The organism is Candidatus Zixiibacteriota bacterium (genome assembly GCA_040752595.1).
In the GTDB taxonomy this organism is placed as follows: domain Bacteria; phylum Zixibacteria; class MSB-5A5; order WJJR01; family WJJR01; genus JACQFV01.
This window is the reverse complement of sequence record JBFMGX010000007.1, coordinates 1-13,364: the sequence shown is the minus strand read 5'-3', so window position 1 is coordinate 13,364 and position 13,364 is coordinate 1. Positions and strand designations below refer to the sequence as shown.

The 13,364-nt window shown below is 62.8% G+C and carries 13 protein-coding genes and 1 tRNA gene; 8 read left to right on the top strand and 6 right to left on the bottom strand.

Features of this window, described 5'->3' with window-relative positions:
• On the top strand, positions 1–363 hold a 363-nt coding region (locus tag AB1792_03700), incomplete at its 5' end, for a TSUP family transporter (protein ID MEW5701314.1).
• Positions 364–397: 34 nt separating this feature from the next.
• On the opposite strand, the gene AB1792_03695 is transcribed toward AB1792_03700, so the two are convergent.
• From AB1792_03695 to AB1792_03675, 5 genes are all read right to left on the bottom strand, one after another.
• Entirely contained in the window at positions 398–817 is a 420-nt protein-coding gene (locus AB1792_03695) for a hypothetical protein (protein MEW5701313.1), read from the bottom strand.
• Between the two features lie 110 nt (positions 818–927).
• The gene (locus AB1792_03690) at positions 928–4,029 is read right to left on the bottom strand and encodes an efflux RND transporter permease subunit (GenBank protein MEW5701312.1); all 3,102 of its coding nucleotides are present in this window, start codon (positions 4,027–4,029) and stop codon (positions 928–930) included.
• The gene (locus AB1792_03685) at positions 4,026–5,090 is read right to left on the bottom strand and encodes an efflux RND transporter periplasmic adaptor subunit (GenBank protein ID MEW5701311.1); all 1,065 of its coding nucleotides are present in this window, start codon (positions 5,088–5,090) and stop codon (positions 4,026–4,028) included. Before AB1792_03685 ends, AB1792_03690 begins: the two co-directional genes overlap by 4 nt.
• 36 nt (positions 5,091–5,126) lie before the next feature.
• The gene (locus AB1792_03680; GenBank protein ID MEW5701310.1) at positions 5,127–6,512 is read right to left on the bottom strand and encodes a TolC family protein; all 1,386 of its coding nucleotides are present in this window, start codon (positions 6,510–6,512) and stop codon (positions 5,127–5,129) included.
• A 3-nt stretch (positions 6,513–6,515) separates the two neighbouring features.
• Positions 6,516–7,196, bottom strand: coding sequence for a TetR/AcrR family transcriptional regulator (locus AB1792_03675; protein MEW5701309.1), 681 nt, complete (start codon positions 7,194–7,196; stop codon positions 6,516–6,518).
• Between the two features lie 316 nt (positions 7,197–7,512).
• Here AB1792_03675 and rpmG point away from each other — a divergent pair, with 316 nt between their 5' ends.
• The 6 genes from rpmG to AB1792_03645 all read left to right on the top strand — a co-directional run bounded on the left by rpmG (position 7,513) and on the right by AB1792_03645 (position 11,294).
• Complete coding sequence (rpmG, locus tag AB1792_03670; GenBank protein ID MEW5701308.1) at positions 7,513–7,680, top strand: 50S ribosomal protein L33; 168 nt, start codon at positions 7,513–7,515, stop codon at positions 7,678–7,680.
• A gap of 164 nt (positions 7,681–7,844) precedes the next feature.
• Positions 7,845–7,920: transfer RNA gene (locus AB1792_03665), tRNA-Lys, on the top strand.
• 44 nt (positions 7,921–7,964) lie between these two features.
• A complete protein-coding gene (locus tag AB1792_03660; GenBank protein MEW5701307.1) occupies positions 7,965–8,891 on the top strand; it encodes a hypothetical protein in 927 nt (308 codons plus the stop codon).
• Between the two features lie 182 nt (positions 8,892–9,073).
• Positions 9,074–9,733, top strand: coding sequence for a DUF502 domain-containing protein (locus AB1792_03655; GenBank protein ID MEW5701306.1), 660 nt, complete (start codon positions 9,074–9,076; stop codon positions 9,731–9,733).
• 5 nt (positions 9,734–9,738) lie between these two features.
• Positions 9,739–10,647: a CBS domain-containing protein gene (locus tag AB1792_03650; protein MEW5701305.1), complete on the top strand. Its 909-nt coding sequence runs from the start codon at positions 9,739–9,741 to the stop codon at positions 10,645–10,647.
• 275 nt (positions 10,648–10,922) lie between these two features.
• Entirely contained in the window at positions 10,923–11,294 is a 372-nt protein-coding gene (locus tag AB1792_03645; GenBank protein MEW5701304.1) for a PAS domain-containing protein, read from the top strand.
• Between the two features lie 210 nt (positions 11,295–11,504).
• On the opposite strand, the gene AB1792_03640 is transcribed toward AB1792_03645, so the two are convergent.
• A complete protein-coding gene (locus tag AB1792_03640; GenBank protein MEW5701303.1) occupies positions 11,505–12,320 on the bottom strand; it encodes a methyltransferase domain-containing protein in 816 nt (271 codons plus the stop codon).
• Between the two features lie 253 nt (positions 12,321–12,573).
• Between AB1792_03640 and AB1792_03635 the strand changes: the two genes are divergently transcribed.
• Positions 12,574–13,364: alpha/beta fold hydrolase (locus AB1792_03635; protein ID MEW5701302.1), on the top strand; the 791-nt coding region annotated here is incomplete at its 3' end.

Genomic DNA, 13,364 nt, shown 5'->3' with positions numbered 1-13,364 from the left:
ATGAACCAAGTGCTCTTGTGCCTGATTCTGGGACTGGCGGCGGGGACGTTCAGCGGCTTGGTGGGGCTTGGCGGCGGTCTGATTCTGATCCCGGCTCTGATGTTCTTCTTTGGTTTGACACAGCATCAGGCCCAGGGAACGACATTGGCGATTCTCGTCCCGCCGATCGGTCTCCTGGCGGCATGGACCTACCACAAAGCCGGTTACGTTGATGTGAAGATCGCCGCCCTTGTCTGCCTCGGTTTCTTTTTTGGCGGGCTTTTGGGTGCCAAGCTGGCGACCGCGTTATCGAACGCCGCACTCCAGAAGATCTTTGCCGTAGTTCTGATCGTGATTGCCGTGAAGATGCTACTGGGCAAGTGATCGACACACCATGGTCGGTGTGCTGTGGTTCCATTCACGACGATCGTCGTTTCTTTTGCTCTGCGAGAACAAAGCGGAGGCCACACCATAAGCCGAAGAGGGATGCGACCAGGCCGGCCGCGATCAGGACTCCCCAGAACACACGCCAGGGCCCCGGCGTTGCCAGCCCCAGCCCTCTGTAGGCCTGGGTGAATCCGTAGACCGTTGATGCCGTTCCTGCGGCGATGACGGCGAAAGCCAGCGCTGTGCTACCGACGGCGATCCGCCGCCGCCGGATCGAGCTGAACGCCTGATAGAAGCCGTACGCGGCCGCCAACACACCGAGCGTGGTCAGAACGAAGTGGTATGCCCGCGGCTCATAGCGGACGATGGCATAGTAGGCGATGCCGAATCCGAACGCCGCCGCCGCTGCGCCGGCGCCGGATACGACGTACAGGAGTGCCTTCATGCGCATGGTCGTGACACGCTCCTCGAATGGCTCTCGTGTGAAACTCCGCCTGCCGCTCCACCGATGATTCCCGGAGACCCGTGCCGTCGCATCGCGCACCTGCGTGTGCCGCACGCCTATCGTTTGCGCCGGAGGAGACGCGTCATCAGATCGTCCAGCAGCGTGTAGACGACCGGAACGACCAGCAGCGTCAGCGCCGTCGAGGAAATCAGTCCGCCGATCACTGCGCGGGCCATCGGCGCGCGCAACTCGGCGCCGGGACCGAATCCCAACGCGAGAGGAAGGACGCCGAAGATCGTCGCCAGCGTCGTCATCAGGATCGGCCGCAGACGGATCGGTCCCGCGGCCAGGATCGCATCCCGACGGCTCTCACCCCGAGCGCGTGCCTGTTTGACGAAGTCGACCAACAGAATCGCGTTCTTCGTGACCAAACCCATCAACAGCACGACCCCGATCAGGGAGATGATCGATATGGCGCTGCCGAAGAGGAACAACCCGCCGAAGGCGCCGACCAGCGCCATCGGCAACGACAGCATGATCGCCAGAGGATCGGTGAAGCTCTCGTATTGCGAGGCAAGCACGAAGTAGATGAAGATCACCGCCAGAAACAGGGCGGTGAAGATGTGTCCGAACGATTCCTCCTGGATTTCCGCCTCACCGGTGGCCCTGATCGAGTATCCCGGCGGCGTGGGGATGTTCCGCACCTTGGTGAGGGCCACATCGCGCACGTCACCGGCGAAGACATCCGCAGCGATGTTCCCGGAGATCAGGACCTCACGGCGACGGTCATAGCGACGGATCTCGGTCGGGCCGCCGCGCTGGTCGAGCCGCGCCACCTGCTTGAGCGGCACAAAGAAATGCTCCTGTCCCGGGACATCGCGCTCGCTATGGATCATGAGGTTCTCGACGGCCCAGGCATCGGCACGGTCCGCGCCGGCCAGCCGCAGCCGCACCTTGTATTCCTCGTTGCCTTCCTTGTAGGTGGTGATGTCGTCGCCCTCGACCAGCAGCCGCAGTGCCGAGGTGATCCCCGCCATCGACAGACCCAGCTCGCTGGCACGGTCGCGCTCCACGATGATCTGTGCCTCCGGGCGTGAGCCGACCAGCGAATTCCGCACGTCGCGGGCGCCCGGAACGGAACGTGTCGAGTCCTCCACCGCCCCGGCGATTCGTCGCAGAATTCGCAGGTCCTCTCCCTGAACCGACAAACTGATCGGACGGCTGTGCTCACCTTGCGGCTCCAGCGATAGCGAGAGATATAACCCGGGCAGATCCCGAGTCCGCCGGCGGATGTCGGACAGAATCTCCAGGGCGCCGCGCTGTCGCTCGGACTTTGGGGAGAGGAGCACGGTCGTCACGCCTTCGTTCACGCCGCGCTGTCCGGATCCGATGGCGGTATAGATGTTGCGGACTTCGGGCAGTGGGCGGATGCGTTCTTCCACCTGAGCGGTGAGCGCGGCGGTTTCACGGAGCGATGTGCCGGGAGCGGCCTCAAACTGAACGAACACCTGGGCCTGATCCTGTTGGGGCAAAAACTCCGTGCCGATCAACGGCACCAATCCGAAACTGGCGAGAAACCCCACGACCGCAATCGCCATCGTGGCCGCGCGGTGGTCGAGCGCCCAGGCCAGCACACCCCGGTAACGCCGCTTGACCCAATCGAAGCCGTGGTTGAATCCCCGGTCAAATGTGTTCAGCCACCGCTCTCCGAACCAGCGGCCGCGACGTGCACTTTCATGCTCCTCAGGGTGGGTCACCAGCCGCGAGAACAACATCGGCGTCAGCGTGAAGGCAACGAACAGTGACACGAGCACCGACACGGCGACCGTCATGCCGAACTGGTAGAAGAAGCGTCCGACGATGCCTCCCATGAACGCCACCGGGACGAAGACGACGACGATCGTGAACGTTGTGGCCAACACGGCCAGGCCGATCTCGCTGGTCCCGCGCGCGGCGGCGGTGCGGTTGTCCGCGCCACCGTGGAAATTCCGGTAGATGTTCTCGATCACAACGATGGCGTCATCGATCAACAGGCCGACCGCAATCGACAGACCGAGGAGGCTCATGAAGTTGATCGTGAACCCCAGAAGCGACATCAGCGTGAACGAGCTGATGATCGAGGTGGGAATCGCCAGCGCGGAGATCAGCGTTGTCCGCCAGTTGATCAAAAACACGAAGATGACCAGGACGGCCAACAGGCCGCCATAGTAGATGTTAACCATCACGTCGTGAACGGCATCGCGAATGAACACGGAATTGTCGACCGCCACCGTGATGTCGACGTCTCCCGGTAGCTCTCCTTTCAGTTCACCGATGCGGCGGACCACCTCGTCGGCCACCCGCACCGTGTTGGCGCCGGACTGACGCACGATGTCCAACGAGACCGCCTCACGCCCGTTGAATCGCGACAGATTGCGTTGCTCGCGGACGCTGTCCGAGACGACGGCCAGATCGGAGAGACGAATGGGGTCGCCCTGACGGTGGGCCACGACCAAGCGTCCAAAATCACGCCAGTCGCTGTACTTGCCCAACGTGCGCAACGTCAACTCCGAGCGGCCGCGATCGATCCGTCCGGCGGGGAATTCCACGTTCGCCATCCGGACCGCACCGGCGACCTCCTCGACCGACACCGCGAAGGCCTTCAGGCGGTCTGCATCCAGGCCGATTTGAATCTCACGTTCGGCGCCGCCGATCAACGACACCGCACCCACGCCGGGAACGGACTCCAGGCGTTTCTTGATCACATCCTTCGTGAGCGTGGTCAGTTCCTTGAGCGGACGGCTTCCGGAAACGACCAACGACATGATCGGATCGGAATCGGGGTCATAGCGCTGGATGATCGGCGCCTCGGCGTCGTCCGGCAGGTCGGCGAGAATGGCCGAGATCTTTTCCCGGACCTCAAGCGCTTTGTCGGCAGGATCCTCTCCCAACTCGAACTGCGCCACGACCTGCGACACACCCTCGCGGGAGCTGGACTGCAGGTGTTTCAGGCCGGAGATCGTGTTGATCTGATCCTCGATCCGCTTGGTGATTTCCGACTCAACCGCCTCCGGCCCGGCACCCGGATAGACCGTCACAACCACGACGAACGGGAAGTCCACGTCGGGAAACAGATCGACCGCCATCCGGTTGTAGGAGAAAACCCCCAACACCATCAGGGCCGCGATGACCATGACGGTGAAGACCGGCCGCTTGATGGCCGTGTCGGCGAGAATCACGGCGCCGGACTCCCGGATTCGGCGGGCGCCGGATTCACTTTCGACCCCTCCTGGATGTTGTTCTGCCCGAGTGTGACCACCGATTCCCCGGGCTGCAGGCCCGACGCTATCTCCACGACACCGCCGGATTCGGGGCCCGCGGTCACGGCGACAAAGTGCGCCACCGAGTCACGGACGACAAAGAGCCCCAGACCGCTTTCGCGATAGACGAGCGCTTCGCGGGGGACCGCGACGACCTGCGACCGCTTCTCCAGCTCGATGCCGAGCCGGACGAACATTCCCGGCAGAAACCGTCCGTCCGGATTGGCGGCCAGCACCTCGACCGAAATCGTCCGCGTGTCGGCATCCGCCGACGTCGAGATGGCATCGATCCACCCCCCGGCGGTCACGGTCGTATCCATCTCCGAGCGAACCAGCACGCGCTGACCGACCGACAGTTCCCTCGACTCGTAGACGGAGACGGCCACCAGGACCCGAATCGTGTCGACTTCGGCGATCAGCGCCAGACGCTCACCCATGGCTGCCTGACGCCCGACGCGCGCATCGATCTCGGTGACGATGCCACTGATCGGCGCGGTCAAGACGGTCGCGTCCCGCGCCGCCTCGTAGTTGGCCGTGGCCACGTCGTAGGCGGTTCGGTGGGCGTCGCGCTCCAATTCGCTGACCGCTCCCTCGCTGAACAACCGATCGTACTTCTCCTTGGTGCGCTGGGCGTCCTCAAAGACCGCCCGTGCCTGCCGGAGCGCCGTCCCCGGACCGGACTCGTCGAAGGTGATCAACGGTTGCCCCGCCTTGATCCTGTCTCCTTCGCGCGCGTGGATCCGCACGACGACCTCGGAGATCCGCGAGTAGACATTCGCCTGGTGGATCCCCTCCACCGTCCCCGTGTAGTCGCGCCACCGCAGCAGATCCATGCGGGCGGCCGTCGCGACTAGGACCGGCAGCCGCGCCTCGTCGGCCACCTGCTGCTTGGCCCCGCCACAGCCGGCAGCCAGCGAGAGCAACATGAGGGCAGCCAGTGCCCGGCGTGACCGGACCGATTCGAATCGATGAATTCGCATACGCTGCAACCTACCGTTCATGGGTGCATCGACAGACTACCGTTCACCGGCATCGACGGGAATCGCCAGCACCGGTTCGCCCATGGCGCGTCGCCATTCGACACGGGCGACACGTCGATCATGACGCGCCGTCTCCGCCAGCACGCGCGCCGTCGCCAGCGCCAACTGCGCATCCAGTACCTCCAACTGCGTCCCGACACCGGACTCATAGCGGAGATTGGCGATCGACAGACCGCGTTCGGCCTCGCCGACCACCTCGCGCTGTGCTTCCAGTCGCTGGGTCGCCTCACGGAACTGGTTGCGCGCGCTCTCGACCTCCAGGGCGATGCGGCGTGCCAGCTCCGCGCGCCGCAATTCCGCCTGCTTGACGTCAACCCGCGCTGCTTGGATCATCCCCCGCTTACGGAAACCGTCAAACAGGGAATAGGAGAGATTCAGCCCCGCCGACCATGAGCGGCTCAGCTCGCCCTCGCGGAGTCCGTACCGTTGGTCAGTATTCCATTGCCAGTTGAACGCACCCGTGAGCTTCAATGTGGGCCACCGTTCGGCGCGGTAAACGTCGAGGCCGCGGGCGCGTGTCCGCACCTCGTGGCCCAGTGCGGCGAGATCCGGACGGGTCGAGTCGGCGCGCCGAATCAGCAACTCCAAATCCTCCGATTCCCAATCGGCCGAATCGGGCTCCGATTCGATCAGCGTCAGTTCCTCGGACTCCCCGATGCCGATCAGGTTCTTCAATTGTGTTCTGGCCAGATCGAGCGCGCTCTGCGCCTGGATCAACTGTGGCCGCGAGGTGGCGACGCCCACGTGGGCGCGCAGATGATCGTATTCCGACGCCAAACCGGCCTTGAACTTCTGGTCGACCACCTCGTAATGGGCCTCCGCCTGGTGCACATTCTGTTCCGCGACGTCCGCCAAGGCCTGTGCGAGAATCGCTCCCAGGAAGGCGCGTGCCACTTCGGCCTCCAGATTGACGCGGGCCAGCGCGGACAGCTCGGATTGCATCTCCCGGTATGAACGTGCGGCCTGCCAGGCGGCCAGGACTCCGCCGCCTTCAAAGAGGGTTTGCTCCGCCGTGATGCCGCCGAAGGTCGAGTGCTTGGTGCCGATCCGAAAGCGCGTTTCAAACGGTTGGCCGTTCTCCTCGCCGGTGATGACCAGTTCCGGCCGCTTGATGGCGCGGCTGTAATTGCCCGCCAGGTCGATGCGGGGAAAGACCCCGGCCCGTGCGCTGACGATCAACGCCTCGGCCCGGTCTTTCTCCGACAGCGCAATCCGATAGCTCTCATTGTGCGCCAACCCGCGCGCGATCGCATCCTGCAGCGACAGTGACGTCTGCGCCCGGGCGGACCCCGGGTGCAGGAGGCCACTGACAAGGAACAGCACCGCCATCCCAATAGACCGACGAATGTGCAACCACACCATACGTTACACTCCCGAGGCTGCCCGAGCCCGACCGACCCCATCGAAGAACACGGAGACGACCAGGTCGGTATGCAGATCGGTGTCCCTCAACACGCGCGCGCCGCGAACAGACGGGGCATGCAGAAAATACTCGTGCAATAGACCGAAGAACATGATCGCCAGACTCATGGGGTCGGCGCGCCGCACCTCGCCTGTCTTGATGGCCTGTCGGAGCGCTCCGGCCAACGGCTCGACGGCGGCGAGCATGCTGTCCTGCAGTCGCCGGTGACGTCGACCGCGGCCGCCGTGGCAAACGCGCGCACACTCGTTGCTCACCATCTGACAAAAGTCGTAGTTGCGCCGGTAGTAGTGGACGAGGCGGGTCGTGTACCGATCGAAGCACTGACGCGCGGAACCGGACTCAAGCGCCGCCGCTGACGCAATCTCTCTCATGTCGTCCAACAGACTCTCCAGTGCCGCCGTGAACAGACTCTCCTTGCTTTCGAAATAGTTGTAGACCGTCCCTTTGCCCAATTCGGCATGTTCGGCGATCTCTTCCAGCGTGGCCTTCTCGAATCCGCGCGACGCAAAGACGTCCCGCGCGGCGGCCACAATGTCCTGGTGCCGGGCCGCGCGCTCACGGACCCGGCGGCGCAGCGTCTGCGGGCGCGATCGGGCGAGCGGAGTGCGAACCAGGGTCTTCATATGACCACGCGGTCACCTGGTGACCGCGTGGTCAATATACGTGTTGTTGGCAACCATGTTCCCTGCGGTACTAAGCTACTCTGTCAAAACCTGCAACATGTCAAATGCCCGCCGACGGGGGAGGGAACGGTTTGGGAATCAGGGGGTTGGATCGGGTGCGGTCGGCCAAAGCGTCCGGCGCTGACGTCTGGGACGGGTGATCGGTGTCATGCGCCCATGGAGATTGTCTGTCTCGGGAATTGCTGGCACGAAGGCGGACGGCACGGTATACTTGAGTCATCGGGGGCGTCTCTGACTCCCGGGGAGGATCGAATCGATGGCCAAGGCAAAGAGGGAACTGATCAAGCTCGAGAGCACCGCCGGCACCGGCTACTTCTACATCACCACGAAGAACAAGCGCAAGAGCGAGGGAAAGCTCGAACTGCTGAAGTACGACCCCAAGGTCCGCAAGCATGTGCTCTTCAAAGAGAAGGCGCTGAAGTAGGGTCTGTCACAGTCTGCCCTGTGGCGGCGCGATTGTCGGGGTGAACCTCGTGATCGCCCTGTCGGAAATCGCCCGAGCCGCCGCGGCGCCTCCGCCACAAACCGTTTGACTCAATTGCCGAAAAGTGTTCATTTCGTGCCGCGGCAGCGTTCGCGGCCAACGATGCGCCCATAGCTCAGTTGGTAGAGCAGCTGACTCTTAATCAGCGGGTCCAAGGTTCGAGTCCTTGTGGGCGCACCATCGACGCGAAACCTTCACGGCGCCGCTTCGTACGAAGGGGTGTCATGATCGATCTTCCCATCGGGGACATCATCCGCGACGCCTTCCGCCTCTCCTGGCGGCACAAGTACCTCTGGTTGTTTGGTCTGTTTGCGTCGTTCGGCGCCGGCGGAGGCCAGTTCAGGTTCGGCAGAACCTCCCTGGCCGACATCGAGGCCGCCCGCGCCTGGGTGTTGGCCGCGCTGGGGATGTTGCTGCTCTTGGGCTTGGTCATCGGCGTCGTGTTCTTGATTCTCCATGTCATCACCAAGTCGGCGCTCATCTATAACGTCTATCAGATTGAAACCGACGGGACGCACTCCCTCTCGGCCGGGTGGGATTTCGGTGTGCGGCGTTTCTGGTCGATGCTCGGCGTCACGTTGCTGGAAGTTCTCGCCGCGATTGTGCTGATCGGCGGACTCGCGTTTGTCGAGGTGCTGGTCTTCCTGGCCTCGGTCCCATTGGGATTCCTATCACTCTTGTTCGCGCTGCCACTGGCGATCCTGCTCACTGTCATTCTGATTCTGGTTTGGAACTACGCGGAACGCTTCGTCACGCTCGAGATGCGGGGCGTCTTTGATGCCATTGGCGATGGCTGGCGGCTTTTCCGCGAGCAGTGGCGGCCCTCGGCCCTGATGCTGCTGGCCAAGTTCATCATTGCGGTCACGGTCGCCATTGTAGTTGGGATGGTCGGAATGGCGCTGGCGGCACCCGCCGTCGCCCTCTGGTTTGCCAGCAAGCCCCTGGCGATCTTCTATGGTGTGATCGTCCTCTTCCCGCTGTTCGTTCTGGTGAACGCCTACTTCGGGACATTCGATTCCGCGGCCTGGACCAAGGCCTTCCTGCAACTGCGGGCGCCGGTCTATGCGGCTCGTCGTGGCACGGGCGGCATGGATTCCATTCCCGGAACTGCGCCTGGTGCGGGTCTGTCTACCCCGCCGGTCTTCGAGTAGCGGCCCCTTCGGAATCACAACCTCCCCGGAGAACGGCCGAGCGTGATAACCTCTCCCTCCGGGAGAGGTCGATCCGCCGCAGGCGGATCGGGTGAGGGACAGTCGATTCGGTTCGGCAGGGCTTGACAGATCGCTCGTCGCGTGGTATCTGTGCTGGTGGCCACCCCTTGCGGGTGCACCTCATGGACACCGAGCCCACAGAGTCCCGGCGCATCGGCCGGCAAATTCTCAAGAGCGTCCAGCGGACCTTCGTTTCCGGCATTGTTGTGACGGTGCCGATCATCGTCACCTGGTTTGTTCTCAGCTTTCTGTTTCGCACGCTCGACGGGATCCTCAAACCGCTTCTCGCCCGTCTTGCCGGGCGAGAAGTCCCGGGGCTGGGGCTCATTGCGACCATCGTCGTGATCTTCTTGGTGGGCATTCTGGTGCGCAATGTCATCGGCTCGCGCGTCGTCGGCTTTGGCGAACTGCTGTTTGTACGCACCCCCTTGGTGCGTACGGTTTACTCGGCCGCCAAGCAACTGGTCGAGGCCGTGGCCTCGCCGACGCGCAAGTCGTACACCCGGGCCGTACTGATCGAGTATCCCCGCAAGGGCATCTACATGGTCGGATTCGCCTCCGGGCGGACACGACTTGAAGACGGCACATCGAGCGAGACGTTGGTCGCCGTCTATCTGCCGTCGACGCCGACGCCGGTCACCGGATGGGTCGTCTTGGTTCCGGCCGCTGAGATCATTGACTTGGGCATGTCCACCGAAGACGCAATCAAATACGTGGTGTCGGGCGGGTTCGCCGCGCCGCCGGCGATGGTCCGATCCCGTCCCGGCACCGTGGAGGCATAGACGCCATGCGACTGGCAGCACTGTTGGATCCCGCGTTGGTCACGGCCGATCTCAAGGCCGACTCCAAGACCGGGGCGATCGGCGAGTTGATGGACCTGGTCGTCCGCAAGTTCCCGCGCATCGACCGCGCCGGTGTCCTCACGTCGGTGGCGGAGCGCGAGGAGATTGAGAACACTTCCTTTGGTCGATGCTATGCCTTCCCGCACGCGCGCACCGACTTGGTGAATGAAATGCACGTTGCGGTCGGCATCTCGCGCAAGGGCATCAAGGCGCCGACTCCCGACGGCAAGCCGCTGCATGTGATCTGTCTGCTCCTAACCCCCCGCAACATCGCCCAACTGTACCTGCAAACGTTGTCCGGGCTGGCGGCTTTGGCCCGCGACGAGAAGAATCTCCCCCGTCTGATTGCCGCCAGGACCGGCGATGAGGTCATCCGCGTCATCTGGGAGACCGGTCTCACCATCCGCAAGCACCTGACGGTGCGCGACTTGATGCACCAGAACGTCGTCACCGTCACCCCCGACGACACGCTGAAGGAAGTCGCCAACCGGCTCTATCGTTACAAGGTCTCCGGGGTGCCGGTCGTCGACCACGACGGCCGTGTCGTCGGTATCGTCTCCGAGGTGCACCTGATCAAGGCGGCGCTGCCGAACTTTGAGTCGCTGATCCAAAACCTCGCGGTCTCGCCCGATGTCGAACCCTTCGATGATCTGTTGCGCCGTGAGGATGAGATCAAAGTCCGCGACATCATGACCACCCGCGTCTTCACCACGACCGAGGACACGCCGATTGTGGAAGCCGCCGCCCAGATGCTCTTCCGCAACATCCGCCGCATCCCCGTCGTCGAAGGCGACAACAAACTGGTGGGGATCATCCTCCGGCGGGATATTGTGAGCAAGGTGATCCGGGGGTAGGAGCCGGGGCTTTGCTGGGACAGGATCTATGCCACACAGCGTGGCCAGACCACCCAACGGGTACTCCGCCGAAGTGCTGAGGGCTGGCGTGGCCCTGACTTCAGTCAGGGTTTATGAAGGTCTCAACAAACCGGAACCACGTCGACTATTGAGACAGCCCTTGCCGCTCTGACGCTGTTGACAGACCCTGACCAAGGTCAGGGCCACAAGAAGTCCTGTTCGTTCGGATCGCACTGACCAATGTCAGTGGCACACAAGTGAATCGGGAGAAGTGCATGCTCGACGCCGCCACACTGTCCGCCATCCTCGACAGTCTCGACACGCCGGTGCAGTTCGTGACGCCGGATCACATCATCCGCTACATGAACAAGGCGGCGATCGCACACTTCAAAGAGGGCGACACCCTGTTGGGACGCTCCCTGATGGACTGCCACAATGAGCAATCGCAGGCCACGATCCACGAAGTGCTGGCGGCATTGCGCAATGGCGAGAGCGAACGGTTGATCACCGACAAGCCGGAGCAGCGCATCTACATGCGCGCCGTGCGGAATCCTGTCGGAGAGGTGATCGGGTACTACGAACGCTACGAGCGAAGAGACACGTCAGGAGCGCAACTCGATTCCACTCGCCGCAAGCAGGGTTCCTGACCTGCTTGATGGGGAAGACATGCAACCCCTGTCATGCCGAGCCGCCTGTCCCGAACGAAGTTGAGGGAAGCGAGGCATCTGCTGCTTCTCTTTTCATCCACACAAACAGCAGGTCCCTCGCTTCATCCCGCGCTCGAAAAGCGCAGGATTCGCTCGGGATGACAATAGGGGCGGGAATTCCCTCAAGACGAAGCGGATGCACGGCGCTGCTCACCGCAGGACGGCGATGATCTCCAGCACCGCGGGTGTGATCATCAGCGCGTGCGGCGATGCTTCACGCGACTGGAACGCCGTTAGGATCTCGGTCGCTCGCTGCTGTGTCATCCGCCCCAGATCGACCAGCCGCTTCAGCCCCACCTCCACAAAGGCCTTCGGCCATTGCCACACGAAGTCGGTTGGCCGGACGATCTCGATGATCGATTCCAGCGATCTGATCTCAAAACCGAGTTCACCAAGCCATATTGGCAAATCCAAGCCGATGTCCGCCTCGCCTCCCTCATCGCGCCAGGTGTCCATCACGACGCGCACGAATTCCTCGAACTCCGTCGCTTTCGGCAGAATCTCCCATGTGGCATAAGCGAAGTACTCGTGCATCGCCAGTACGCCGCGGGGCTTGAGCGACCCGGCCACTCGCTCCAGAAGCGCCCGCGGATGCTTGACGAAGGAGAAAACCCACCGCGACCAAGCCCCATCAGCGCCGGCCTCAGGCAGGTTGGCCAGATCCAAGTCGAGTTCCAGAGTCGTAATCTGGTCGAGGCCACGTTGACGACGGGTCGCTTCCAGCACATCCAGGAACCGTCGCGACCGGTCGATGGCGATGATGCGTCCCTCTGGTCCGACAATCTCGGCCAGGTCCACCGATGCATACCCCGGACCACAGCCAAGGTCGAGCAGTGTTTGGCCGACCGTGAATCCCGCCTTTCGCCAGGCGGCCGATGCTCGCGGCCGCCAGACACGATGCTGCAAGCCCAGGCGGTCCACTTCTTCATCGTGCGTCCCCAGCACATAGTCGCGCTCGTGGCTCATTGCCATTGCTCCCGTCAGATGGCCGGCCGGGGCGCCATCGAGATCCTCCACCGGCGGCAGAAAGACGCCCCGTTGACGACCAATCTGCCGGTGGGGAGCGGAAATGTCAACGCGATTACTCCCCTTTATGGTAATGACTGCGGGGCCGATTTCATGGTCCGATGGAATTCGCGGCGCGAAACTTCGGCCAGAGAAGATCGTATTTGTCATCTATTATGGGTATGGACGGCGAAACAAGGAAGGCGGGGATACAATGAAGGCCAGCCGCATCTCGACATGTCGTCACGGCTTCATCAGGACCACTGTGTTCCTTCTGGCCGGCGCGATGGGCACGGTCCTGGTACCACCCGAAGTCTGCGGTCAGGACCAGTGCATCCGCATCATGGCGCAGGATTCCTCGCTCGACAATCTTGTCGATCCGCCCGGCTACCGGACCGCAACACCCGGCGAACTGGGAGGGGTGATCCGCCGCGGTTCTGGTCCCGTCACGATGATTCTCATCCCAGGGGCCGGGTTTGGTGCCGATGTGTTCCAGGAGTTCATGGATGCCAACACAAACAAATATCGCATGTTTGCGGTGACGCTACCCGGGTTCGGCGGCAGCCCCGCTCCCCCGTGCCCGCCGGAGACCACGAGCCTGGCCGAGCAAAGCTGGACCAACAACGCGATTGCCGGGGTCGAGAGGCTCATGAAGGACGAGCCCATCGAGAACGCGGTACTGATTGGTCACTGGTTGATCGGAACGCAAGTCGCGGTACGTTGCGCGGCCGCGCATCCGGATAAGTTCAAAGCCGTCATTCTGCTCTCCGGGACGCCGATCTGGAAGCTGACCGGCACGCCGTATGAGAAATATTACGATACTCCCGAAAAGCGCATTGCCGCGATGGACACCGTTATGGCACCCAAGTGGTTCAAGACGGTGACGCGCGAAACCTGGGACGACAACAACTTCCTTCCGCAGGATTATGCCGTCAATCCCGTGCGCGCTCTGCGCCTTTGGCGTGAAGCCGCCCGACCGCCGCTGCATGTATGGGTCCGCTATCT